The sequence below is a fragment of the Streptomyces sp. NPDC002643 genome, assembly GCF_053592555.1.
In genome coordinates this window covers 25,966-50,064 of sequence record NZ_JBSFVY010000006.1, presented here as the reverse complement: position 1 = coordinate 50,064, position 24,099 = coordinate 25,966, and the positions used below count along the sequence as shown (strand labels likewise).

The 24,099-nt window shown below is 71.8% G+C and carries 24 protein-coding genes and 1 tRNA gene; 9 read left to right on the top strand and 16 right to left on the bottom strand.

The features are described 5' to 3' along the window. Position 1 precedes the first annotated feature (1 nt). Positions 2–2,527 carry an MFS transporter gene (locus ACWD4G_RS10885; protein WP_451292360.1) on the bottom strand — a complete coding sequence of 842 codons (2,526 nt, stop codon included), beginning with the start codon at positions 2,525–2,527 and terminating at the stop codon, positions 2–4. Between the two features lie 31 nt (positions 2,528–2,558). Next, entirely contained in the window at positions 2,559–3,095 is a 537-nt protein-coding gene (locus tag ACWD4G_RS10880; protein ID WP_451292359.1) for a MarR family winged helix-turn-helix transcriptional regulator, read from the bottom strand. A gap of 192 nt (positions 3,096–3,287) precedes the next feature. On the opposite strand from ACWD4G_RS10880, the gene ACWD4G_RS10875 reads away from it, so the two are divergent. After that, a complete protein-coding gene (locus tag ACWD4G_RS10875) occupies positions 3,288–3,491 on the top strand; it encodes a hypothetical protein (protein ID WP_451292358.1) in 204 nt (67 codons plus the stop codon). 300 nt (positions 3,492–3,791) lie between these two features. Here the strand turns inward: ACWD4G_RS10875 and ACWD4G_RS10870 are convergent, their stop codons facing one another. From ACWD4G_RS10870 to ACWD4G_RS10835, 8 genes are all read right to left on the bottom strand, one after another. Continuing rightward, the gene (locus ACWD4G_RS10870) at positions 3,792–4,712 is read right to left on the bottom strand and encodes an RNA polymerase sigma factor SigF (RefSeq protein ID WP_451292357.1); all 921 of its coding nucleotides are present in this window, start codon (positions 4,710–4,712) and stop codon (positions 3,792–3,794) included. 469 nt (positions 4,713–5,181) lie between these two features. Continuing rightward, positions 5,182–6,117: a SigB/SigF/SigG family RNA polymerase sigma factor gene (locus ACWD4G_RS10865; RefSeq protein WP_451292356.1), complete on the bottom strand. Its 936-nt coding sequence runs from the start codon at positions 6,115–6,117 to the stop codon at positions 5,182–5,184. A gap of 187 nt (positions 6,118–6,304) precedes the next feature. Further along, entirely contained in the window at positions 6,305–6,598 is a 294-nt protein-coding gene (locus ACWD4G_RS10860) for a Dabb family protein (protein WP_451292355.1), read from the bottom strand. A gap of 83 nt (positions 6,599–6,681) precedes the next feature. Further along, the gene (locus tag ACWD4G_RS10855; protein WP_451292354.1) at positions 6,682–6,858 is read right to left on the bottom strand and encodes a hypothetical protein; all 177 of its coding nucleotides are present in this window, start codon (positions 6,856–6,858) and stop codon (positions 6,682–6,684) included. Positions 6,859–7,088: 230 nt separating this feature from the next. Next, positions 7,089–7,173: transfer RNA gene (locus ACWD4G_RS10850), tRNA-Ser, on the bottom strand. 143 nt (positions 7,174–7,316) lie between these two features. Beyond that, the gene (tadA, locus tag ACWD4G_RS10845; RefSeq protein WP_451292353.1) at positions 7,317–7,814 is read right to left on the bottom strand and encodes a tRNA adenosine(34) deaminase TadA; all 498 of its coding nucleotides are present in this window, start codon (positions 7,812–7,814) and stop codon (positions 7,317–7,319) included. 671 nt (positions 7,815–8,485) lie between these two features. Then, positions 8,486–9,019 carry a tRNA adenosine deaminase-associated protein gene (locus ACWD4G_RS10840; protein ID WP_451292635.1) on the bottom strand — a complete coding sequence of 178 codons (534 nt, stop codon included), beginning with the start codon at positions 9,017–9,019 and terminating at the stop codon, positions 8,486–8,488. A gap of 465 nt (positions 9,020–9,484) precedes the next feature. After that, a complete protein-coding gene (locus tag ACWD4G_RS10835; RefSeq protein WP_451292352.1) occupies positions 9,485–9,706 on the bottom strand; it encodes a hypothetical protein in 222 nt (73 codons plus the stop codon). A 195-nt stretch (positions 9,707–9,901) separates the two neighbouring features. On the opposite strand from ACWD4G_RS10835, the gene upp reads away from it, so the two are divergent. Continuing rightward, entirely contained in the window at positions 9,902–10,537 is a 636-nt protein-coding gene (gene upp, locus ACWD4G_RS10830; protein WP_451292351.1) for a uracil phosphoribosyltransferase, read from the top strand. Between the two features lie 365 nt (positions 10,538–10,902). On the opposite strand, the gene ACWD4G_RS10825 is transcribed toward upp, so the two are convergent. From ACWD4G_RS10825 to ACWD4G_RS10800, 6 genes are all read right to left on the bottom strand, one after another. Next, positions 10,903–11,553: a LytR C-terminal domain-containing protein gene (locus ACWD4G_RS10825; protein ID WP_451292350.1), complete on the bottom strand. Its 651-nt coding sequence runs from the start codon at positions 11,551–11,553 to the stop codon at positions 10,903–10,905. Between the two features lie 161 nt (positions 11,554–11,714). Then, positions 11,715–12,011, bottom strand: coding sequence for a type II toxin-antitoxin system VapB family antitoxin (locus tag ACWD4G_RS10820; protein WP_003999914.1), 297 nt, complete (start codon positions 12,009–12,011; stop codon positions 11,715–11,717). Positions 12,012–12,461: 450 nt separating this feature from the next. Further along, positions 12,462–12,614 carry a hypothetical protein gene (locus ACWD4G_RS10815; RefSeq protein ID WP_451292349.1) on the bottom strand — a complete coding sequence of 51 codons (153 nt, stop codon included), beginning with the start codon at positions 12,612–12,614 and terminating at the stop codon, positions 12,462–12,464. 56 nt (positions 12,615–12,670) lie between these two features. Continuing rightward, positions 12,671–12,994 carry a hypothetical protein gene (locus ACWD4G_RS10810; RefSeq protein ID WP_451292348.1) on the bottom strand — a complete coding sequence of 108 codons (324 nt, stop codon included), beginning with the start codon at positions 12,992–12,994 and terminating at the stop codon, positions 12,671–12,673. 318 nt (positions 12,995–13,312) lie between these two features. After that, positions 13,313–13,915, bottom strand: coding sequence for an HhH-GPD-type base excision DNA repair protein (locus ACWD4G_RS10805; RefSeq protein WP_451292347.1), 603 nt, complete (start codon positions 13,913–13,915; stop codon positions 13,313–13,315). 344 nt (positions 13,916–14,259) lie between these two features. After that, a complete protein-coding gene (locus ACWD4G_RS10800) occupies positions 14,260–14,991 on the bottom strand; it encodes a siderophore-interacting protein (protein ID WP_451292346.1) in 732 nt (243 codons plus the stop codon). Positions 14,992–15,128: 137 nt separating this feature from the next. Between ACWD4G_RS10800 and ACWD4G_RS10795 the strand changes: the two genes are divergently transcribed. The 7 genes from ACWD4G_RS10795 to ACWD4G_RS10765 all read left to right on the top strand — a co-directional run bounded on the left by ACWD4G_RS10795 (position 15,129) and on the right by ACWD4G_RS10765 (position 24,082). Next, positions 15,129–17,435, top strand: coding sequence for a penicillin acylase family protein (locus ACWD4G_RS10795; RefSeq protein WP_451292345.1), 2,307 nt, complete (start codon positions 15,129–15,131; stop codon positions 17,433–17,435). Beyond that, the gene (locus ACWD4G_RS10790) at positions 17,425–18,045 is read left to right on the top strand and encodes a GNAT family N-acetyltransferase (RefSeq protein WP_451292344.1); all 621 of its coding nucleotides are present in this window, start codon (positions 17,425–17,427) and stop codon (positions 18,043–18,045) included. Before ACWD4G_RS10795 ends, ACWD4G_RS10790 begins: the two co-directional genes overlap by 11 nt. 60 nt (positions 18,046–18,105) lie before the next feature. Further along, positions 18,106–18,594, top strand: coding sequence for a cupin domain-containing protein (locus ACWD4G_RS10785; protein ID WP_451292343.1), 489 nt, complete (start codon positions 18,106–18,108; stop codon positions 18,592–18,594). A 229-nt stretch (positions 18,595–18,823) separates the two neighbouring features. Continuing rightward, positions 18,824–20,767 carry a copper resistance CopC/CopD family protein gene (locus ACWD4G_RS10780; protein ID WP_451292342.1) on the top strand — a complete coding sequence of 648 codons (1,944 nt, stop codon included), beginning with the start codon at positions 18,824–18,826 and terminating at the stop codon, positions 20,765–20,767. A gap of 174 nt (positions 20,768–20,941) precedes the next feature. Next, positions 20,942–22,462 (top strand): carboxylesterase/lipase family protein, encoded by a 1,521-nt coding sequence (locus ACWD4G_RS10775; RefSeq protein ID WP_451292341.1) that lies wholly within the window; start codon positions 20,942–20,944, stop codon positions 22,460–22,462. A 124-nt stretch (positions 22,463–22,586) separates the two neighbouring features. Then, complete coding sequence (locus tag ACWD4G_RS10770; RefSeq protein ID WP_451292340.1) at positions 22,587–23,477, top strand: NAD(P)-dependent oxidoreductase; 891 nt, start codon at positions 22,587–22,589, stop codon at positions 23,475–23,477. Further along, on the top strand, positions 23,474–24,082 hold the full coding sequence (locus tag ACWD4G_RS10765) for a pyridoxamine 5'-phosphate oxidase family protein (RefSeq protein ID WP_451292339.1): 609 nt from the start codon (positions 23,474–23,476) through the stop codon (positions 24,080–24,082). The genes ACWD4G_RS10770 and ACWD4G_RS10765 overlap by 4 nt, the downstream gene beginning before the upstream one ends. The last annotated feature ends 17 nt before the right edge of the window (positions 24,083–24,099 follow it).

Sequence of the window (24,099 nt, the reverse complement as noted above, 5' to 3'; positions counted from 1 at the left end):
ACTACTCGCCGGGGTGGGCGAGTTCGATGTCGTGGCCGTCGACGCCCTGGCCGGTGACCGTCAACGCCGTGGCCAGCGGCGGGTAGCCGGTCGCGACCACCGAGTACTCGCCGGTGTCCAGGTCGGTGAAGGCGTACGCGCCGTCCGACCCGGTGGTGGCGGTGCCGACCAAGTTGCCCGCCGCGTCGACGAGGGTCACCCGGGCGTCGGCCAGGGGCCCGCCCGCCGCCCGTACGACGCCCTGGAGCCGGGCCCCGGCGGCCAGTTCGACCTCGATCCGGGTGATCCCAGTGCCGCCGATCTCGACCGGGAGGGCGCGCGGCCGGAACCCGTCGGCGTTCACCGCGACGGTCACGACCCCCGGCACCAACTCCCCGAAGCCGAACTCGCCCTGCTCACCGGTCATCCCGGTGGCCAGCACCTCCCCGCGCACATCGGTCACCACGACCATGGCGTTCTTCACCGGCAGCGCGGCCCCGGCCGCCCGCACGACCCCGGTCAGCCCGCTGGTACCGCTCAGCAGCACGTCGTACGAGACCGGCTCGCCGTTCACCACGATCGTGGACGCCTGCGGCTGGAAGCCGTCGGCCGCGGCGATCAGGACGTAGGAACCGGCGCCGGGCGCGTCCACCGCGTAGGACCCGTCCTCCCCCGCGACCGAACGGCCGAGCTGTCGGCCCCCGAGCGAGATGAGGGTGACGGCGGCCCGGGGGACGGGCACGTTCTCGGTGCCGCGCACATGACCCCGTACGGGGATGCCGGAGGGGGTGGGAGGAAGGGGTGCTCCCGCCCCGCCGGTCTCGTCGGACTGGGCCGTCTCGGCGAGCGCCGCCCAGCTGGGCACCTTCTCGGCGGCCGGGGCGGGCCCGGACGTCGCCGCCGGGGTCTCGGAAGTCGTACCCGGAGCCGGAGCCTTGGCCTCCACCGCCTGGGCCAGTGCCCCGCTCGTCCTCAGCGGGACCTCCTTGATGAAGACCGAGAAGAGGAGGGCGAGGACGGCGAAGGGGGCGGCGTAGAGGAAGACGTCGCCGATGCCGTGGCCGTACGCGCTCTCGATGACCGTGCGGATCGGGGTGGGCAGCGAGTCCAGGTCGGGGATCTCGCCGTGGCCCATCGACGAGCCGGAGACGCCCAGCTTGGCGAGGCCCTCCTCGGCGTAGTGGGTGATGCGGTGGCTGAGGACCGCGCCCAGCGCCGAGACGCCGATGGCGCCGCCGAGGGAGCGGAAGAAGGTGACGGTCGAGCTGGCGGCGCCCAGATCGGTGGGGGCCACCTGGTTCTGGGTGCAGAGGACCAGGTTCTGCATCATCATGCCGACGCCGAGCCCGAGCATCGCCATGAAGACCGCCACATGCCAGTACTCGGTGTCGTGGCGGAGGGTGCCGAGGAGGCCGAGGCCGGCGGTGACCAGTACGCCGCCCGCGATCAGCCATGCCTTCCAGCGGCCGGTACGGGTGATGACCTGGCCGGAGACGGTCGACGAGACGAACAGTCCGGCGATCATCGGGATGGTCATGACCCCGGACATCGTCGGGGACTTGTCACGGGCGAGCTGGAAGTACTGGCTGAAGAAGATCGTGCCCGCGAACATCGCGACACCGACGAAGAGCGAGGCGAGCGAGGCCAGCGCGATCGTGCGGTTGCGGAACAGCCGCAGCGGGATGATCGGCTCGCTCGCCTTCGCCTCCACGAGGAGGAACAGGCCCAGCAGGGCCACGGTGCCGCCGACCATCGCGTACGTCTGCCAGGAGACCCAGTCGTACTTGTCACCGGCGAAGGTCACCCAGATCAGCAGCAGGCAGACGGCGGCCGTGATGAGGAAGGCGCCCGCCCAGTCGACCTTGACCTTGCGCTTGACCACCGGGAGGTGGAGTGTCCGCTGCAGCACGATCAGGGCGACGATCGCGAAGGGCACGCCGACGTAGAAGCACCAGCGCCAGCCGAGCCAGTCGGTGTCGGTGATGACACCGCCGACCAGCGGGCCGCCGACCATCGCGGTCGCGAAGGTGGCGCCGAGGTAGCCGTTGTAGCGGCCGCGTTCGCGGGGGGAGATCATCGCCGCGAGGATGATCTGGGCGAGTGAGGAGAGACCGCCCATGCCGATGCCCTGGACCGCGCGGAAGGCGATCAGCGTGCCGGCGTTCTGGGAGAGGCCGGCCGCCGCCGATCCAACCACGAAGATGATCAGCGCCAGCTGGATCAGCAGCTTCTTGGAGAACAGGTCGGCGAGCTTGCCCCACAGCGGGGTGGACGCGGTCATCGCGAGGAGGGACGCGGTGACGACCCAGGTGTACGCGCTCTGGCCGCCACCGAGGTCCTTGATGATGTCCGGGAGCGCGTTCGAGACGATCGTGGACGACAGGATCGCCACGAACATGCCGAGCAGCAGGCCGGTCAGGGCTTCCATGATCTGCCGGTGCGTCATCGGGGCGTCGGGGCTGCCGCTGTGGCCGCCGCCGTGGGCGGCACTCTGACTGGCACCGTGCTTGGCGTGCGCCCGCACACCGGCTGGTGTGGTCGTTGCCATGAGCTTCCTTTTCCTGAGCGATCTGTGTGATCTACGCGGGTGTACGGGTGGGGGTTGCGGGGTCGTCCGAAGGGGTGGCGTCGGTCGAGGGGGCGTACGAGGAGTCGTACGAGGGGGTCGCTTCGGTCGGCGCCCGGTGGCGGCAGTCGTCGAAGCTGTCGCGGAGTCGGCCGAGGAGGTGGACCAGGTGGCCCACGTCGTCGTCGGACCAGTGGCTGAGGCGCTCGGCCATCAGCTGGGTGCTGCGGCGGTGGAGTTCGGCGAGCATGGTCCGGCCGTCGGGGGTGAGGCGGAGGATGCGGGAGCGTTTGTCCGCCGGGTCGGGGAGGCGTTCGATCCAGCCACGGGCGGCCACGTGGGCCACATGGCGGCTGGTGACGGACATGTCCACCGCGAGGAGTTCGGCGAGTTTGCTCATGCGCATCTCGCCGTGGCGGTCGAGGAGCGTGAGCACGCCCGCCGAGCCGCCCGCGCAGTCGTGCGGCAGCGTTCGGGCGAGTTCCCGCTTCACGGCCCCGACGGCGCTGAGCTGACGGGCCAGCTCCTCGTAGTGCGCCTGCCTCGCCATGACGACCCTCCCGGTTCGTTGCTTAGGGCAACCATAGGACTGGTTGGTTGCTGCAGGCAAATGAATCGGGGAAAGGGTGGGCCAAGTCTTGGCAAAAGGGAAGGGGGCGCGTGTGGGTGCGTCGGGCGCCGGTACGCCGACCCCTCGCACCCGGCTTGGGCGGGCCGTCCGCGATTCGCTAGGGTCCGGGGCATGGCTGACAACCAGGGACCCCAGGGCAACTACGACCCCGCGGGCAGCACACAGATGTTCCGTGCCTTCGTCGACGAGACCCCTCCGGGGGGTCGGCAGGGGGTGGCTGCCGCCGGGGCTTCGGGGCCGCGCGTTGGTGTGATCGTGGGTGTGGTCGTGGCGGTGGCTGTGGTGGCCGCCGTTGTGTGGCTCGCGCTGGTGTGAGCGCGGCGCCCGGCTGTTGGGTGCCTACTCATCTGCCGGGTTCTTGTGATCTTGCGGGTGCGGGTGCGTCGTGGTTGCTCGCGCCCACGCGGCGGAGCCGCACATGGACAACGCCCCGCGCCCCTAAAAGCATTGGGGCGCGCCCGGCGCTTTTAAGGGGCGCGGGGAACTGCGCGACCAGCCACAAACGACCCGCACCCGCCCACTCGCCCCACCTACCCATGCGTACGACTACCGCCGGGGTGCCATGAATCGGCACCCCGGCGGTCACGTGTCGACGTGAATGGTGAATGTCCGGGCTCAGTCCGAGATCAGGCCCTCGCGGAGCTGGGCCAGGGTCCGGGTGAGGAGGCGGGAGACATGCATCTGGGAGATGCCGACCTCCTCGCCGATCTGGGACTGGGTCATGTTGGCGAAGAAGCGGAGCATGATGATCCGGCGCTCGCGGGGCGGGAGTTTGGCGAGCAGCGGCTTCAACGACTCGCGGTACTCGACGCCTTCGAGGGCGGTGTCCTCGTAGCCGAGGCGGTCGGCCAGAGAGCCCTCGCCGCCGTCGTCCTCGGGGGCCGGGGAGTCGAGCGAGGAGGCGGTGTAGGCATTGCCGACGGCGAGGCCGTCGACCACGTCCTCCTCCGATACGCCGAGGACCGCGGCGAGTTCGGTGACCGTCGGGGAGCGGTCCAGCTTCTGCGAGAGTTCGTCGCTGGCCTTGGTGAGGGCCAGCCGCAACTCCTGGAGGCGGCGCGGGACTCGGACCGACCATGAGGTGTCGCGGAAGAAGCGCTTGATCTCGCCCACGACCGTCGGCATCGCGAACGTCGGGAATTCCACGCCCCGTTCGCAGTCGAAGCGGTCGATCGCCTTGATCAGGCCGATCGTTCCGACCTGGACGATGTCCTCCATCGGCTCGTTGCGGGAGCGGAAGCGCGCGGCGGCGTAGCGCACCAGCGGGAGGTTGAGCTCGATCAGGGTGTCCCGGACATACGCACGCTCGGGGCTGTTCTCGTCGAGTGCGGCCAGCCGCAGGAACAGGGAGCGGGACAGGGTGCGGGTGTCGATGTTCGCCGAGGCCGACAAGGCCGGGAAGTCAGTGGCCGGCGGAGCCTCGGGACCGGAGAGGTCGACGAGCTCCGGAAGGTCCTGAGGGGCCTGGAGAGCGTCGGGCGCGGACTCGCTCTTGGCGAGCGTGAGCACCTTCGAGCTGCCCTGGTCTGCGGACATGCCACCCCCTTTGGGTCGCGGACGGTCGCGGCGGACGCTCCGTCGTAGGGAACGCAGCCTCCACCTGAATACCGGCGGCGAGGCCACGGCAAACGCGCTGGGGGAAGAATGTCACACGTCGGCAACGCGATGTAGTGACATGTCGACATGGAGAGGGTGAATAAGCCCTGGAAACAGACGGTATGACGGTGTTTCGGATGAGAGTCGTCGGTAAGGGCGGCGCTGAGCGATTCGCTCTCAGCGGTGATGTCCCGACAGCGCGTTCGGGCACGGCCATGGCCTGGGAACGCGCGTCCGCGGCCGATTCTGTGCGCCCCGTCTGCCTTCGTGCGCCCCGTGTGCCCCACGGTCCATCCGGGGTGTGGGGGAGGGGAATTGGTTACCGCTGGTCACCCCACCAGGAGGGGGTTGTCCGGGGCCTTCCCGGAGCTTCCGGGGGTGTCCGGACCGTCCAGACCGTCCAGACCGTCTAGACCTCGATGCGGTTCGCGGAGCGGAGGCGGGCGAAGCTGCGGGCCAGCAGTCGGGAGACATGCATCTGGGAGACGCCGAGTTCTGCGCTGATCTGCGACTGGGTGAGGTTGCTGTAGTAGCGCAGGAGCAGGATTCGCTGTTCGCGTTCGGGGAGTTGGACGAGGAGGTGCCGTACGAGGTCGCGGTGTTCGACGCCGTCGAGTTCCGGGTCCTCGTAGCCGAGCCGGTCGAGCAGCCCCGGCAGTCCGTCGCCCTCCTGGGCGGCCTCCAGGGAGGTCGCGTGGTACGAGCGGCCGGCCTCGATGCAGGAGAGGACCTCGTCCTCGGTGATGCGCAGCCGCTCGGCGATCTCGGCGGTGGAGGGGGCCCGTCCGAAGGCGGTGGTGAGGTCCTCGGTCGCGCTGTTCACCTGGACCCACAACTCGTGCAGCCGGCGCGGGACGTGGACCGTGCGGACGTTGTCGCGGAAGTACCGCTTGATCTCGCCGACGACGGTCGGCATCGCGAAGGTCGGGAACTGCACGCCGCGGTCCGGGTCGAATCGGTCGATGGCGTTGATGAGCCCGATCGTCCCGACCTGGATCACATCCTCCATGGGCTCGTTGCGGGAGCGGAAACGGGCGGCCGCGTAGCGCACGAGCGGGAGATTCGCCTCGATGAGCGCCCCGCGTACGCGGTTGTGCTCCGGGGTGCCCGGCTCCAGGTGCTTGAGCTCCCCGAAGAGCACCTGGGTGAGTGCCCGGGTGTCCGCGCCCCGCCGCTTCTCCGGCCCGGGGGCCGGAACGGGTGCCTGCTCAGGGGCCTGTTCGGCGGTCTGCGCAGGGGGCTGGACGGAGGGCTGAGCGGAGGGCTGAGCGGGCTCGGGGACCGGGATCTCTTCCTGGGGTGGCGCAGTACTGGCCGACACGGGCAACGCCACCTCTTCATCCATCAACTCAACCGTCAAAAGCGGTCATAGCATCACAAGACATGTGCACTGTGATCAAGCACCGCATATCGCCGTGTTGAGGGACGGGGAGAACACGGAAGAGCCCCGCACTGTTCGAGTGCGGGGCCGGAGAAGCCTTCGGGTGAGCGGCCGGCGGAGCCTTCGGTGAGCGGCCGGAGAAGGGGACCGCTCAGTACTCGTAGTCGGCGATCACCCACGTGGCGAACTCCCGCCACAGGGCGACGCCCGCCTGGTGTTCGGGGTGTTCGACGTAGGTACGCAGGGACGCGGTGTCCTCGAAGGCGGAGTTGATCGCGAAGTCGTACGCGATGGGGCGGTCGGAGAAGTTCCAGCCCAGCTCCCAGTGGCGGATCTCGGGGATCTTGGCGTCGAGCTCGCGGAACGCGGCCTCGCCCCGTACGACCCTGGGGTCGTCGCGCTCGACGCCCTCGTTGAGCTTGAAGAGGACCAGGTGGCGGATCATGGGGGCTCCGGGAAGGTCGTACGACGGGCCGGTACGGAGGTCTGTACCGGCCGGTACGGAGGTTCGTACCGCGTGGGCGCCGGTCAGTCCGCCCCGTTGGCGAGCCAGGTGAAGAAGTCGCCGATGGCCTGGGCGGCGTTCGAGACGCCCTCGAACCCTATCTGGACGTAGTCGGCGGCCTTGGCCGGGTCGGTGATGATCACGTACAGCACGAAGACCACGAGGACGTACACCGCGATCTTCTTCCCCTGCACCGCCACCAGGGCCTCCCCCGTCGCTTGCGTCCCGTGGGCCCCGTCGGTCCCTCTTTGTCGGCGGCGAGTGTAACCCGATCATGCGTTCGCAGGAATGGAGGAGATGGCGGGGGCGCGTGCCATTTCCGGGGGCGGTGCGTGCTGTTCCCGAGGGCGATGGGTGCCTCTCGCGAGGACGGAAAGGGCACGGGCGACAGCACGAAGGGCCCCGTCTTTTCGACGGGGCCCTTCTTCAGCGGTAGCGGAGGGATTTGAACCCTCGGTGACTTGCGCCACACTCGCTTTCGAGGCGAGCTCCTTCGGCCGCTCGGACACGCTACCGAGGGAGACCTTACAGCAAGGTGGGGCGAGCTTTGAAATCGGTATTCGCCGGGCGATGGGGGAGGGAGAACGGCGGGGAAGTCGGGACGTGCGGGGGCGGCGCCGAGGGGGTTGGGCTCGCACCGGGGGGTGCCGGCGTGGTGTCAGCGGTGGCGGAAGAAGTCCGTCAGGATACGGGCGCAGTCGTCGGCGAGGACGCCCTCGATGACCTCGGGGCGGTGGTTGAGTCGCCGGTCGCGTACGACGTCCCAGAGGGAGCCGGCCGCTCCGGCCTTCTCGTCGCGGGCGCCGTAGACGACCCGGTCGACGCGGGACTGCACGAGGGCGCCCGCGCACATCGTGCAGGGTTCGAGGGTGACGACCAGGGTGCAGTCGGTCAGCCGCCACTCCCCGCGCTCGGCCGCCGCCCGGCGGATGGCCAGCACCTCCGCGTGGGCGGTCGGATCGCCGGTGGCCTCGCGCTCGTTGTGGCCGGTGGCCAGGACGGTACGGCCGTCCGGGGCGAGGACGACGGCACCGACCGGAACGTCACCGCCCTCGGCGGCCCTCCCGGCCTCGTCCAGAGCGAGCCGCATCGCGTCCCGCCAACGGTCACGTACCGGATCGGGGCCCGCTGCCTCTGCGTCGATTGCGTCGGTCACGCCGGGGAACCTAGCGGATGCCCTGACGGACGGCCCGACCGGACACCCGGGCAAGCCCGGCGGCTCTGGGCGGACCGGGGTTGTCCTCGCCCGGCGGGGGCGGTCCTCGCCGGGTTCTGGTCCGGACGTGGTGGTCCTCGCCGGGCCCGGCCCGGACGCGGCAGGTCCTCGCTGAGCCCGGACGCCCGGGCGGGTCCGGTGCTCGGACCCGGTTGTCCTGGGCGGCGCAGGACCGTCCTGGGCGGACCAGGCCGGTCCTCGCCTCGCTGGGGGCGGTCCTCGCCGGGTCCTGGTCCGGACGTGGTGGTCCTCGCCGGACCCGGCTGGAACCGGTGGCCGGCCGCACTCGGCGGTCCCTGGTCGGGCCGGGTTGTCTTCGCCTGGACGCCGATGGTCCTTGCCGGGCCTGGACAACCGGGCGGGCCTGGCGGCCTTGACCTACCGGGCGGGCCCGGCGGTCTCGGCCGACCGGGGGGCCTTGTCGGGCCTGGCCGGACCCAGGCCCGCAGGACCGGCGCTCCTTGACCGCACCAGGCTGGTCCTCGCCTGGGCATGGCGGTCCTCGCCGGTCCTGGTTCGTACGCGGCGGTGCGCGTGGGACCCGGACGGCCCCGGCGGCCCTGGGCGACCGGGGTTGTCCTCGCCCGGACGGGCCCGGGGCCAGGTTGGTCCTAGCGGACCGTTTCCAGGACCTCCGACGCTCCTAGGGCCTCGGCGATGGAGCTGAGGGCGTCATCGGCGTCCAGGGCGCGTAGTTCCTTTTCGCTGACGCCCAGGTCGTCGAGGATCTCGCTGTCGCCGACGGGGCTGTGCGGTACGGCTTCGGCGGCCGTGTCGTCGTCAACGCCATCGTCGTCCTCGGGCTCACCGTCCTCGGTGCCGTCGAGGTCGAGGGCGTCCAGGTCCGTGTCGTCGTCCCCGGGCTCCCTTCCGAGCAGCTCGTCGGTGAGCAGGATCTCGCCGTAGCTGCTGCGGGCGGCTGCGGCGGCGTCCGAGACGTAGATACGCGGGTCGTCCTCGCCATCGATGCGGACGACGCCGAACCAGGCGTCCTCCTGCTCGATGAGCACCAGCACCGTGTCGTCGTCGGGCGAGGCTTCACGGGCCAGGTCGGCCAGATCCGACAGGGTCTCCACATCGTCGAGCTCTGTGTCGCTCGCTTCCCACCCGTCTTCGGTGCGCGCGAGCAGTGCGGCGAAGTACACCGTGACTCTCCCACTGGTCATAGGCGTGCCGGTTGGGGGTCCCCCCGGCGGAGGCTGATGGGTGGGGCGGCTTGCGCTCCGAGCCCCACCCACTCGGAATCGTGGCAGAAACAAAGCGCTCAGGGGACGTCTTCCGCTCCCTGTGTCCGGCTGTTTTGATCGCCGGTCGGTCCGCCGTTCACCTGCGCACCTGTTGCCGCCACGAGCGGATCGTACGCGGAGTTTCTGACGGGGTACGCACGACCACCCCGCGAACGGTGCGCTGGGCCGCCGGGAATGCGCCATGGGGGCCGGGGTGAAGAGGGTTTTCTGTGTTCCGGCTCGGGTTGTTCGCCTATGAGCCCGGGCGGTTCCGGTGTGTTGGCGTTCGGGTTCGGTGTCGTCGTGGCTTGTCGCGCCCGCGCGGCGGAGCCGCAGATCGATACAGCCCCGCGCCCCTTCAGGGGCGCGCCGCGCACCCGGTGGTTACCAGCGGAACGTGCGCATGCGCATGGCGTGGCGCAGGCGGGCTGCCTTGGCTCGGCGGGGCTGGACTCGGGCGCGGAGTTCGCGGGCCTCGGTCAGTTCGCGGAGGAACTGGGCCCGGCGGCGTCGGCGGGCGGCGGCGTCGCTCTGGTCGTCCGCCGGCTCCTGATCCGGTCCGCGCTCCCCCGGCGTGCGGGAAGAGCTGTCCGTCGTGTCTGCCATCGGCTTCACCCCCGGTACGTCATTCCCACTTTCCCTCCGGTGGGGCGTTTGATGCCATCGGGCGGGTCAAGAGGGGGTCCGGGCACGGAGGGGCGGGCACGGGGGTTCCCGGCCCGGCGGGGCGGGTGCGGAGAGGCGGGAGCAGAGGGGGCGGGGGCGGAGGGGGCGGGTGTGGCCCCGGTTACTGTTGGGGTCATGCGTCTCCACGTCGTCGACCACCCTCTGGTCGCCCACAAGCTCACCACGCTGCGCGACCAGCGCACCGACTCCCCGACCTTCCGCCGTCTCGCCGACGAGCTGGTCACCCTGCTCGCCTACGAGGCCACCCGTGACGTGCGCACCGAGCAGGTCGACATCGAGACGCCGGTCGCCCGTACCACCGGCGTCAAGCTCTCCCACCCGCGCCCGCTGGTCGTGCCGATCCTGCGGGCCGGTCTCGGCATGCTGGACGGCATGGTCCGGCTGCTGCCGACCGCCGAGGTGGGCTTCCTGGGCATGATCCGCAACGAGGAGACGCTGGAGGCCTCCACGTACGCCACGCGTATGCCCGAGGACCTCTCCGGGCGCCAGGTGTACGTCCTCGACCCGATGCTGGCCACGGGCGGCACCCTGGTCGCCGCGATCCGTGAGCTGATTGCCCGTGGCGCCGACGACGTGACCGCCGTGGTCCTCCTCGCCGCTCCCGAGGGCGTCGAGGTCATGGAGCGCGAACTGGCGGGCACCCCGGTGACCGTCGTGACCGCCGCCATCGACGAGCGGCTCAACGAGCACGGCTACATCGTCCCGGGTCTGGGAGACGCGGGCGACCGTCTGTACGGCGCGGCCGAGTAGCACCACGGCCGAGTACGGCGCGGCTGAGCAGCACCGAGGGTTGAGGGATGCCGGCGGGTCGTTGACGAGAGTCGGCGGGTGGATGCCCACCGGGGGGTGTTGCGTGGGCGAGGTCGCCGGGTGGGGGTCGTCGGCGGTTACGGCCGCCCGAGCCCCCGCACGCCTGCTGCCGCGACGGCCCTCAGCCCGGCCCCGTTCCCGCGCCGGTGCTCACCATGCTCACCCGCGCTGGTGCCCGTGTGACGCCACTGCCGCCTCTCACCGCAACAGCGCCGCACAGCCTCTGGTTACCGCGAAGATCTCGGCTACCGCGACAGCCCGCACGCCCCCCGGTTACCGCGACAGACCCGAACACCCTCGGCCGGTCAGCAGGTCTTCGTCGGCTTCGGGGTCGGGTCCGGGCTGGTCAGAGCGTCCAGGGCGTTCTCGGCTTCCTTGGCGGAGCTGAGGGACTTGAAGCCGGTGCCGATGACGAAGTCGACCTCGGCGGGCTTGGTGCGGGTATCGGTCTTCAGCTGGGCGCCGGTGATCTGGGTGGCGAGGACCGCCAGGGCCGTCTTCTCGGCGGTCTTCGCGCCGAGCAGCAGCGCGGGGGCCTTGACCTTCTTGTCGTACTCCGGGGTCGCGTTGCCCACGTTCCCGATGCGGAAGCCGCGCTTCTTCAGCTCGTCGGCGGTGTCCTTGGCGAGCCCGGCGCGGGGCGTGGCGTTGAGGACGTTGACGGTGATCTTCGCGGGGGCCGGGTAGGTGGTGCCGGACGCCTTGGCCGGCGTCGGGGAAGCGCTCACCCGGGTCGCGCAGTCCGCCTTGGGGCCGGCTGCGGCGGCCTTGTCGTCGCCGCCGGTGAAGACATCGATGAGCTGCAGTGTTCCCCAGCCGGCCAGGCCCAGCGCGGTCGCGGACGCCACGACCGCGAGCACGAGCCTGCGGCGCCTCTTCGGTCGGCGCAGCCTCGGGTACTTGTCCCCCGTGATCCGGTACTGGCCGCCCATGCCGGGAGGAGTCAGCATGCTCATGGGCGCAGCCTAGTGCGGTGGGGCGGCGATGCCTACTAGATGATCATTCACCGCGCTGCGGACCAACCCGAAAGGGCCAACCGGTGAACGGTCGGCGGGAGGGTGGGGGGCGGGGGTGTTCGGTGCCCGGCCCTCTACGGTTACGGTGCGGTCGTCCGCGCTCAGTCCAGTTCGAGGACGCGGGCGTGGAGGACCTGGCGTTGCTGTAGTGCGGCTCGTACGGCTCGGTGGAGGCCGTCCTCCAGATACAGGTCGCCCTGCCACTTCACCACGTGCGCGAAGAGGTCGCCGTAGAACGTGGAGTCCTCGGCGAGGAGGGTCTCCAGATCGAGCTGCCCCTTGGTCGTCACGAGCTGATCGAGGCGGACCGGGCGCGGCGCGACGTCCGCCCACTGCCGGGTGCTTTCCCGGCCGTGGTCGGGGTACGGCCGGCCGTTTCCGATGCGCTTGAAGATCACACGGAAAGCCTACCGGTCGAGACGTTCCGGGCGCAGCCATGGCGACGGAGTGCGACCCCGGAAGGGTGCCTTGAATCGGGCGAAGGGTGTGAATTCGGTGGCGGGTGGGGGCGGTCGGGTGTTCCGTCCGGAGGGTGCCGAGGGGTGGCGGGCGGTGTCGCCCACGGTTCGGGCACGGCAATCCGAGGCGTCGAAAACGTGAACGGGGGCCGGTGTGACGGGTGAGGGCGTGATCGCGTGACGAGTGATGGCGCGATGGGGTGTGGCGTGACGAGTGATCACGAGCACGAATTGACGACGGTTCGGATGACGGCCGGGGGCCGTACGGCTGATTCGCTCGAAAGGGGGCGCCCTGGAGCGGGTCGGCTCCAGGGCGCGCGCCGGTCGTGTGCCGGTCATGTGCTGACCGTGGGCCAGTGGTGGGTGGGCCGATGGTAAGTCGGCTGTGGGTCAGTCGCGTTCCGGGTGGGGCGGCGGCTGGCGGTCGCCGGTGGTCGGCTTCCGGCCGGGCTCGGGGGGCTGTTCGGGGTTCGGCTTGGGTGCGGTGCGTGCGGCCTCCGCGCGGAGGAGGGCGCGCAGGACCGTGTAGGGGTCGCTGGGCATGTGTGGGTCCTGTTCTGTGCTGGTCGAATCGATGGGTGAGGTGAGCCGGGGCTTCCTCAGCAGCGCAGGACCACGCAGCGCAGGGGGTGCGGGAGGTAAGGGGGCCGGGGGTACGGCCGTACGGGGAGGGGGTGAACCGCCGCCCGGGGTGGGGGCGGGGTGGCCGGGGAGGTGGCTCGGCGTGCCGTTGGGTCCGGGCGGGGCGCGCTCTCGACGAGGTCGTACTCGACGGCGGCCGACTCGCTCGACACCGTGACCGCCGGTCCGGCGTGGGCCGTGCCGTGGGCGCCCGGGACGAGCAGGGCCAGGGTCAGGGCGAGCACCCTGGTCCAGGACAGGGTCCGGGACCAGGCCCACGTGCGGAACGGGGTGGTGCTCACGGGGGTCGTTTCCCCGCTGGAGGGCGGTGGAGCATCGCGGGGGTACGAGATCCGCCCACACGGCGTAGGGAACGGAACTGTCGGAACGAACTGTCGGACCGGAACTGTCGGACTGGTCGGCGGACACGCGCGTGGCGTCGGCCGCCGGCGGGGCTGTGTGCCGGAGGCGTGTGGTCGTCGGCTGTGTTGGCGGCCGGTGGCTGGCGGTTGGTCGTCTGGGTCAGCGGCCGGAGATGGGCGGTCGGTCGGCTGGGCCAGGGGCCGGAGGCTCGCGATCGGCCGGCTGCCATCGGCTGGGGGCCTGTGGGCGATCGGCTGTTACCGGCCGGAGGTCTTCGCGGCCTTGGCCGCCTTGGCGGCGGCCTTCATCTCCTGTTTGTGGGCGCGGACCTTGGCCAGGGACTCGGGGCCCCTGATGTCGGCGACGGAGCGGAAGGAGTCGGGTTCGCCGTAGGCGCCGGCGGCCTCGCGCCAGCCCTCGGGGTGGACGCCGAGCTGTTTGCCGAGGAGGGCGAGGAAGATCTGGGCCTTCTGGCGGCCGAAGCCGGGCAGGGACTCCAGGCGGGTCAGGAGTTCCTTGCCGGTGGTCACGTCCTGCCAGACCGCGCTCGCGTCGCCGTCGTGGTGCTCGACGAGGTACTGGCAGAGCTGCTGGATGCGCTTGGCCATGGAGCCGGGGTAGCGGTGCACGGCCGGTTTGGTCGACAGCACCGCGACGAAGGCCTCCGGGTCCATCGCGGCGATCTCGTGGGCGTCGAGGTCGTCCGCGCCGAGCCGCTCGGCGATGGTCCGGGGGCCCTTGAACGCCCACTCCATCGGCACCTGCTGGTCCAGCAGCATGCCGACCAGCGCGGCGAGCGGACTACGCCCGAGAAGCTCGTCGGCCTCGGGGTCCTGAGCGAGATGAAGGGTGACATCCATGGCCCCGATGATCCCGCGCCACCCGACCCGGCGCAGCCCCGGGCCGGGGCGCCATGGCCGAGGCCGGGCCCGATGCTGCTTGGCGCGGCGCGGCGTGCTCCGACGGCGGCCCGGCGCCTCTCCGCCCTGGACTGGCACGGTGCAGCCTCGGCCCTGCGACCAGGCTCGGCGCGGTGCGGCGCGGCCCCGGTGGCATGGCCCGGCCGGGCCCCTGGTGCGGCGCGGCCCCGGCCCGGATGGGCGCGGCCCCGGGCCGCCGTCGGTCCAGGTCGGCTCGGCCCGGTGTCGGGGCGTGAGGCGGTGGTTGTGAGTGTGCCGGGTCCTCCCCGTACTCCTTGGTTCTGCTATGGCCGCCAGTAGCCGAGGGCGTGTATGCGGTGCTTCGGGAGGTTTAGCTCTTTGCGGAAGTATGTGGTGAGGGTGCGGGTGGTTGTGGTGTCGCAGGTGATCCAGATGTAGGGGTTCGGGGTGTTGGCGAGGAGGGGTGGGGCGTCCTGCTTCACCTGGGTGACGAGGCGGGCGCCGGCGTTCTCGCGGGGGATCGGGCGGAGGTCGTGGCGGGCGGGGTCGAGGCGGAGGGGGAGGCCGTCGGTGGTGTGGGTCTCGTGGGTCTCGAACCAGATCGTCGCGGGGGATGACGGGAGCGCGCCCAGGAGGGAGTTGATCGCGGGGAGCGAGGCGGGGTCGCCGATGGCCAGGACGTGGGACGGGGACGGGTCGGGGTCGGTGAAGCCGGTGCCGTGGACCGTGGCCTCGATGGTGTCGCCGGGCCCCGCCGAGCGCGCCCAGTCGCTGGCGGTTCCCTCATGCAGGGCGAACTCCAGGCTGAACGTCCCCGCCGCCGGGTCGGGGTCGACCAGGGTGTACGCGCGCTGGTGCGGCTTGCCGGCGGCCCGGAACCAGAGTCGTACCCACATCGTCGGGTGCACCCCGGTCAGGGCGAGCATGCCGCCGTCGGTGAAGTGGAGCCGGCGGTAGTGATCGGTGACTGGTTCTGTACCGGTGACCGTGAGGACGAAGTCCTTCGCACGGAGCAGTTTGAGGACCGCCCCCTCCCAACCGTGCCCCTGCCCCATGACTTCTGCACCCTTCGCGTACGCTTCCACCACAGATTTCTTAGGTGAGGCTAACCTAAATCAAGGGTGGGGTGTGAGAGATGCGCGCTTTCGAGGGTGTGGAGAGGGCTGCTGAAGGGGTTACTTTCAGCCAGCGAGTGAGTGAGGGGACTTACCGGGACGCCTGGGGCGTTCCGCACCTCCGTGCAGCCGACGCCCCCGCCCTCGCCCATGCGCAGGGGCGGGTCACCGCGCTCGACCGGGCCTGGCAGCTGGAGGTCGAACGGCACCGCGTGCAGGGGACCTCGGCGTCCTTTCTCGGCGCGGACGCCCTCCCCTGGGACCGGTTCGCGAGACGGGCCCTGCTGGCGGACACGGCCCGAAGATGCTTCGACCGGCTGGAGAGAACGGACCCGGAGACCGCCGAGTGGGTCCGCGCGTATGTCGCGGGCGTGAACGACGGGCTCGCCGAAGGGGCCCGGCGCGCACCGGAGTTCGAGCGGGTCGGGCTCGCCGCCGGACGCTGGGAGGCCTGGCATCCGCTCGGGGTGTGGCTGGCCACGCACATCCTGTTCGCCGGGTTCCCCGCGAAGCTCTGGCGTGAGGAGGTCGTACGGCATCTCGGCGCCGACGCGGTCGGGCTGTTCGCCACCGACGGGCCCGGCACCTCCGGCAGCAACGGCTGGCTGGTCGACGGGGCCCGTACGACCACCGGGCGGGCCGTCATCGCCGGTGATCCGCACCGCTTCATCGAGGACCCCGGGGTGTATCAGCAGATACGGCTCTCCTGCCCCGAGTTCGACGTCATCGGCCTCGCGGTGCCTGGCCTGCCGGGGATCGCCCACTTCGGGCACACCGGGGAGGTGGCCTGGGCGATCACCAACGCCATGGCCGACTACCAGGACCTGTACCGGGAGCGGTTGAGGTCGAGGAGGCGGTCGGGGGGAGACGATGCGCCCAGCGCCCGGGGCGATGACGAGGGCTTCTTTGGGGGCGGAGGGGAGCGCGTTGTCGAGGCGCTCGATCCCGATGGGGTGTGGCGGGCGGTGCGTCGGCATGTGGAGGTCATCGAGGTCGCCGGGGGCGAACCGGTCGAGGTGGAGGTGATCGAGACTCCGCGCGGGCCGGTGGTGATCGGGGGAGTTGGGGAGGGTGCGGATGCAGACGGCGGTGGCAGGGGCCGTGATGGAGACGGTGGCCGTGAGGGCGGTGGGGGCGGCGATGACGGTCAGGGCCGTGGTGATGTCGTCGGCGGGTCCGGTCCCATCAGCCTTCGTTATCCTCCGCGCGTCACCGGGGACCTCGGGCTGAGTGCGCTGCTCCCGTTGCTCAGGGCCCGCGAAGTCGCCGATGTGGAGCGGGCGTTCGAGCGGTGGGCCGAGCCCGTGAATGTCGTCCAGGCGGCGGATGCCAGGGGCGGGCTGCTGCACCGGGTGGCCGGGCGGGTGCCCGTGCGGAGCGCGGAGAACCGGGTGCGGGTCGTGGCCGCCTGGGAGCCGGGGCACGAGTGGCGGGGCTGGCACGAGATGCCGTACGGGCCGGTCGAGGACGGGATCGCCGTCATGGCGAACCAGCGTGGCCCGGCGACCCCGCTCGGCGTGGAGTTCGCCCCGCCGCACCGCGCCGAACGCATCCGGGAACTGCTGAACGAGAAGCCGGTGTGGTCCGCGCCGGACATGCCCACGATCCACATGGACACCCATCTGGCCTCCGCCGGACCCCTGTTGGACCAGGTGGCACGCTTGGCCCGCGCGCGCGTTCTCACCCCCGCCGCGGCCGACCTCTGCGACCGCCTCCTCCGCTGGGACCGGCGGATGACGGCCGACAGCGCCGAGGCGGCGTCGTACGCGGCGGTGCGCGGGGCGGTCGTACGGCGGCTGGCGGTGGAGCCGGCGTTCGCGGCGCTGGCCGTGCCGCCGGAGTATCCCGAGGTCTTCCGGCCGTGGCTGTCGCTCACCATCCGGATCGGTTTCGCGCTCGAACATCTGCTCAGGGCCGAGGAGTTGTACGGGATCGACCGGGCGGCGATCGTACGCGCGGCGGTGGAGGACGCGGCCGCGCAGGGGGAGTTCCGGCCGTGGGGCGAGGCGCATCGGCTGGCGCCGTGGCGGGCGCTCGGCGACGCCCCCGGTGGGGAGCCGTACGACGAGCCGGGGCTGGCCGGTGATCACGACTGTGTGCTCTGTACGTCCGCCGTGCCCGGGCTCACCGACCTCAGCGCCCGGGGGCCCGCCGCCCGTTACGTCTGGGATCTGGCCCGGCGCGAGGACAGCCTCTGGGTGGTGCCGTTCGGGGCGTCCGGCGTGCCCGGTTCGCCCCATCACCGCGATCAGCTCCCCCTCTGGCTCAAGGGAGACCTCGCCCCCGTCGTCACGGACTGGGACCGGCTCACCAAGGATGAAGAAGACGATGAAGAAGAGCAGGTGATGGGTGATGACAACGAGGAGCGGGGCCATGTCCGTTGAGGTTCGCGACGCGGCGTACGACGAGGGCTACGGCGGGCGGGAGGCCGTGTACGAGCAGGTCGTCGACGGGTTCGGGGCCGTGCGGATTCTGCCGCTGCTGCCGGAGGCGGACGTCGATGTGGTGCACCGGTGGGTGAGCGAGCCGCGTGCCGAGTTCTGGGGCATGAACGGGCTGGACAGGGAACGGGTCCTGGAGATCTACGCCCATCTGGACACCCTCGACACCCACCACGCCTATCTCGCGGTGCGGGACGGCGAACCGGTCGGCCTGCTGCAGACGTACGAGCCGGAGGCGGACCGGGTCGGCGAGTGCTACGAGGTCGAGCCCGGGGACATCGGCGTGCATGTGCTGCTGGCTCCGCCGGGGGCGGGCGGCGGGCGGCCGGGGTGGTCGGCCTCGGTGCTGGGGGCCTTCACCTCGTATGTGCTGGTCGGCCTGGGCCGGCGGCGGGTGGTCGTCGATCCGGACGAGCGGAACGAGCGGGCGATCGCCCGCTTTCTGCGGCAGGGCTTCGAGAGCGGGCCGGTGGTCGTGCTGCCGGAGATCGATCTGCCGGATGTGTATCTGCCGGAGAAGCGGGCCCGGTTGGCGTTTCTGAGGAGGGAGTAGGAGGGAGCGGGCGAGGGACGTAGCCCCGTGGTTCGTAGCCGTCGGCGTAGCCTCGGGTGGGTGACTCCTGAAGATCTCATCGCGCACTACGAGTTGGAGCCGATTCCCCGTGAGGGCGGGCGGTTCCGTGAGATGTGGGCGGGGCCGGTGCGGGAGGACGGGCGGCCCGAGGGGACCGCGATCGTCGCCCTGCTGACCGCCGAGCCGGACGACTACTCGGCGCTGCACCGGCTGCCCACCGACGAGGTCTGGCACCACTACCTCGGCGACCCGCTCCAGATGGTGCTGCTGGCCCCGGACGGCTCGTCGCGGGTCGTCGTCCTCGGCTCGGACGTGCTCGGCGGGCAGCACGTGCAGTACGTGGTGCCCGCCGGGACCTGGATGGGGGCGCGGGTACTGGGCGGCGGCGATGCCGGGGCGTGGACGCTGTTCGGGTGCACGATGGCGCCCGGGTTCACCTATGAGGGGTACGAGCACGGGGACGCCGGCGAGTTGGCGGCTCGGTATCCGGAACGGGCGGAGCTGATCGCCGAGTTGGGCAGGCCGTAGCGGAGCCGCCGCGTTGCGACGCATACCGGTTCCGGGCCGGGTGAACGCGCGGTTCGCGGCGTCCGTACCTGTTCGAAGGAATCCGAGAGCCGGCGACAGTGGACCGGAGCGCGACGTGGGCCTACGCAGGTACAGGGACGGAGACGAGCGGCGAGATGACGGAACCGGCGGGGCCATCGACAGGCGCGGACACCGCTCCGGGGGCGGGCGCAGAGGGGTTCAGCGCCTGGTGCTGCTGGGCTCCGTGCTGGTCCTGCTCCTCCTCGGCGGGGCGGGGAGCGCGTCCGCGCACGCCGCGCTCAAGGGCAGCGACCCCGCCGACGGAAGCGTCCTCGACGCCGCTCCCCGCGACATCACCCTCACCTTCACCGAGTCGGTAAGCCTCCTCCAGGACTCCATCCGCGTCGTCGACCCCGAGAACCGCGCGGTCGACACCGGGAAACCGGGGCGGGCGGGCGATCGTGCCGAAACGGCACGTGTCACCCTGCCCGCCGGGCTCGACGACGGCACGTACACGATCGCGTGGCGGGTCGTCTCGGCGGACAGCCATCCCATCTCCGGCGCCCTGCTCTTCTCGATCGGCGAGCCGTCCGCGACCACCGCGCCCCTCCCCGCCGACCTCACCGAGGACCCCCTCACCGCCTCCCTCTACGACATCACCCGCTACTTCGCGTACGGCGCCCTCGCCCTGCTCATCGGCGTGACCGTCTTCATGACGGCCGTACTCGGCGGCTGGAGCGGGACACTGCGCCGGATGCTGCTCGCGGGCTGGCTGGCGCTGCTGCTCGCCTCGGCGGTCCTGCTGCTGCTCAGGGGCCCCTACGAACGGGGCACCGGGCCGGGCACGGTCCTCGACCTCTCCGTACTCCGCGACACGCTCACCACCCGCCCGGGTCTCGCCCTGCTGACGAGGCTGGCGCTGCTCGTGGTGGTGGGGGGCCTGCTCGTACGGGTACGAGGGGCTGCGACTGCGGGGGCCCGGGCCGGGGCGGAGGCTTCGGCCGGTCCGCAGGGGCGTCGGCGGCCCTGGGCGGTCGTCGGCGGGGTGGTGCTCTGCGTCGGGCTGGCCGGGACGTGGGCCGCCGCCGAGCACGCGTCGGCCGGTATCCAGGTGCCGGTGGCGATGACGTCGTCCGTACTGCATCTGCTGGCCATGGCGGTGTGGCTCGGGGGGCTCACCGCGCTGCTCACCGTGCTGTACCGGGCCCCGGAGACACTGACGGCCGCCATGGTCGCCCGCTTCTCCCCGTTGGCCTTCGCCTCCGTGATCGTCCTGGTCGTCACCGGCGTCTACCAGTCCTGGCGCGGCCTCGGCTCCTGGTCCGCCGTCACGTCCACGGCGTACGGCGAGATCCTGGTCGCCAAGTTGGCGGCGGTGGCGTTGGTGCTGGTCGCGGCGTGGTTCTCGCGGCGGTGGACCGCTCGGTTGGTGGCGGGGGCCGAGAGGGCGGAGGCGGTGGTCGCCGCTGAGTCGCGGGACGCCGTCGAACCCTCGGACGCGGTGGCGGTGCGGGTGGCCGAGCCCGTGGGAGTCGCGGCCCGGGTGGACGGCTCGGGCGGCCCGGAAGGCCCCACGGCTGCCAAGGCCTCCGACGACTCGACCGACCTCGGCTGCACCTCCGCATCCGCCTCCGCAGCCACACCCACACCCACACCCACCTCCGCCCCGGCGCCCGACGCCCACCGTCTGGGTCTGCGCCGTTCCGTGCTCGCCGAGTTCACCGTCGCCGTCGTGATCCTGGTGATCACCACGGTGTTGACGGGAACTCTGCCCGGCCGGGCGGCGGCGGAGATCGCCGAGGAGTCCGCGGGGGCGGCGGGGGCCGGGGAGATCACGGCCTCCTCGACCGTCGTGCCGTTCGACGTGGGCACCCCGAACGGCCACGGCAAGGTCCAGATCGACCTCGGTCCGGGCAAGGTCGGCAAGAACTCCGTGCAGGCCGTGGTGTTCGGCCCCGACGACGGCATCGCGACCGTCCCCGAACTCCGGCTCAGCTTCACGCTCACGTCGCGGAAGATCGGCCCGATCGACGCCGAACTCACCAACCGGGGCGGCTACTGGGCCACCGACACCCTCCAGATCCCGCTCGCCGGCACATGGACGATGAAGCTCACGGTCCGCACCACCGACATCGACCAGGTGACGGTGGAGAAGTCGGTACGGGTCGGGTAGCGAAGAGCGGGTTGCCGTCTCCGCCCACCGGGTGCTCGCAGGCGGCCGGAATCCGTCCTGACGGGCGGCGGTGCCGGCGGACAGGCTGAGGGCAGGTCGACAAGGGTTTATAGAAAGTTAAAGCACCTTGTCGTACGTTTCCGGGGTCGCGTCCGCACGGTGAAGGAGCCATGGATGTCCGCAGTCGAGTTTCCCGAGGTCCGGATCGCGACGGGTGTGGTGCGGGGGCGGCGGGAGGCCGGGCTCGCCGTGTTCCGGGGGATTCCGTTCGCCGAGGCGCCGGTCGGCGAGCTGCGGTTCGCGGCGCCGCGACCGGCGCGGGGCTGGGACGGGGTGCGGGAGGCGTACGCGTTCGGGCCGCCGCCCCCGCAGGAGCCGCTGGGCCGGCCGGGGCCCGCCCAGGACCGGCTGACCGGCGACGACTGGCTGACCGTGAACGTATGGTCGCCGGACACCGACCCGGCCGCCCGCCGCCCGGTGATGGTGTGGATCTACGGCGGCGCCTACAAGTTCGGCTCCGCCGACGACCCCGCGTACGACGGCCGCCGGCTGGCCGAGGACGGGAACGTCGTCCTCGTCACCTTCAACCACCGCGTCGGCATGGAGGGTTTCGCGCAGATCGAGGGCGCCCCGGCCAATCGCGGACTGCTCGACCAGGTCGCCGCGCTGGAGTGGGTGCGGGACAACATCGCCGCGTTCGGGGGCGATCCGGGGCGGGTGACGGTGTTCGGGGAGTCGGCGGGGGCCGGTTCCATCGCGGCGCTGATGGTGATGGAGCGTGCCCGGGGCCTCTTCGGGCGGGCCATCGCCCAGAGCGTGCCGGGTACGTACTTCTCCACCGAGCTGGCCTCCGATGTCGCGGCGGTGCTGGCCGCCGAGGTGGGGCTGCGGCCGACGGTCGCCGACCTCCGCGGTGTCGACCCGCACAAGCTGACCGCCGCCGGTGCCGGGGTGAGCGCCCGGATGGCCCAGTACGCCGACCGGTGGGGGCCTGTGGAGCACACCCCGACGCCGTACTCCCCCGTCGTGGACGGCGAGGTGCTGCCGACCGCCCCCTGGGAGGCGCTGGCGGCCGGGGCGGCCCGGGACATCGAGCTGATCGCCGGGCACAACCGGGACGAGTTCCGGCTCTTCGTCGCCGTCGCCGATCTGCTGGGCCGGATCGACGCGGGCATGGCGTCGGCGGCCCTGCGGTCCATGGGGCCGGGCGACGACATCGCGGCACGTGAGACGGCGTACCGCGCGGCCCACCCCGGCGCCTCCGCCGAGAAGCTCTTCGAACTCGTCCACTCCGACTGGCTGTTCCGCATGCCGAGTCTCCACCTCGCCGAGGCGCAGGTGGCGGGCGGCGGACGGGCGTATCTGTACGACCTCACCTGGCCCGCGCCCACCGCCGGCGGTCTCCTCGGCGCCTGCCACGGGCTGGACGTACCGCTGGTCTTCGGCTGCTACGCCGGGCTCGGACAGGGGCTCATCGGCGCCGGGCCCAGTCCCGAGGCCGAGGCGCTCTCCGCGCACTTCCGCACCGCCTGGACCGCCTTCGCCACCACCGGCGACCCCGGCTGGTCCCCGTACGACCCCGAGCGCCGGCTCACGAAGGTGTTCGACACGACGCCGACGGAGGTGCCGTATCCGGAGGAGGCCTCGCGCCGGCTGTGGGAGGAGCATGTCTTCGCGGCGGTGCCGTTGAGGTGAGGGGCGGTCGGTGAGGGGGTGTCGGTGAGCGGGCCTTGGTGTCGTACCCGGCGCGCTCGTGCCGGGGCTTGGAAGACTGGCGTCGGCAAAGCACCGTAGGCGTACGCGGCAGGAAGGTGACGTCATGGCCGACAGGCTCACCGTGAGCGTTCTGGGCACCGGGATCATGGGTGCCGCGATGGCCCGCAACCTGGTCCGGGCCGGGCATACGGTCCGGGCGTGGAACCGTACGCGGGCCAAGGCCGAACCGTTGGCCGCCGATGGCGCGCGGGTCGTCGACAGCCCGGCGGAGGCGGTGCGGGGCGCCGATGTCGTGCTGACCATGCTGTACGACGGGGCCGCCGTGGTGGAGGTGATGCGGGCGGCGGCGCCGGGGCCGGCCTCCGGGGCGGTCTGGGCGCAGTGCACCACCGCCGGGGTCGAGCGTGTCGCCGAACTGGCGGACATGGCGGGCGAGTTCGGGCTGGTCTTCTACGACGCGCCCGTGCTCGGCACCCGGCAGCCGGCGGAGGCGGGGCAGTTGACCGTGCTGGCGGCGGGGCCGGTCGAGGGGCGGGAGCGGGTGACGCCGGTCTTCGACGCGGTGGGCGTGCGTACCGTCTGGACGGGGGAGGACGGCGGCGCCGGGAGCGCGACCCGGCTGAAGCTGGTCGCCAACAGCTGGGTGCTGGCCGTCACCAACGCGGCCGGTGAGGCGCTCGCCCTGTCCCGGGCGCTCGGTGTCGAACCGGGGTCCTTCTTCGACATCATCGACGGCGGCCCCCTCGACATGGGCTATCTCCGCGCCAAGTCCGCGCTCGTCCTCGACGACCGCCTCTCCCCCGCGTCCTTCGCGGTCACCACCGCCGCCAAGGACGCCCACCTGATCGTCGAGGCCGGCCGCCGCCACGGCATCCGCCTCGACGTCGCCGAGGCGAGCGCCGACCGCTTCGACCGTGCCGCCGCCCAGGGGCATGGGGACGAGGACATGGCGGCGGCCTATTTCGCGAGCTTTGAGGAGGGGGGCCGGTCTTGAAGGGGAGGGCCGAGTTGGAGGGGGATGCCGCAGAGGTGGCGGCAGCCGCTGGAGCGGAGGGCGTTGACGTGGTGGAGTGCGTCGCCGGGGAGAAGGCCGCCGACGTGGTGGAGCTTGCCGCCGGGGAGAAGGCCGCCGGTGGGTTGGAGGTTGCCGCCGGGGTGGAGATCCCGGCGGCGGTGGAGAACCCGGCTGGGGAGGAGAACCCGGCTGGGGAGGAGATCTCCGACGTGGTTCGCGCGAGGTTGGCGCGGGAGGCCAATGTGTGGCTGTGCACCGTGCGGCCGGACGGGTCGCCGCATGTGACGCCGGTCTGGTTCGTCTTTCTGCGGGGGCGGTGGTGGGTCGGGTCGGACGGGAGTTCGGTCAAGGTCCGCAATGCCGGGAAGGACCCCCGGGTGTCGCTGGCGCTGGAGGACGGCCGGTTCCCGGTGGTGGCCGAGGGGGACGCGATCGTCCGCCGGGGAGTGTTCCCGGCGGACGTCACGGAGGCGTTCACGGCGAAGTACGGCTGGGACGTCTCCGCCCCGCATCGGCCGGGCGACACCCGCGTCCTGCTCGAAGTGCCGGTACGGCGATGGCTGTTGGCGGGCACGGCTCGGTGAACGCGAGGCCGTGACCC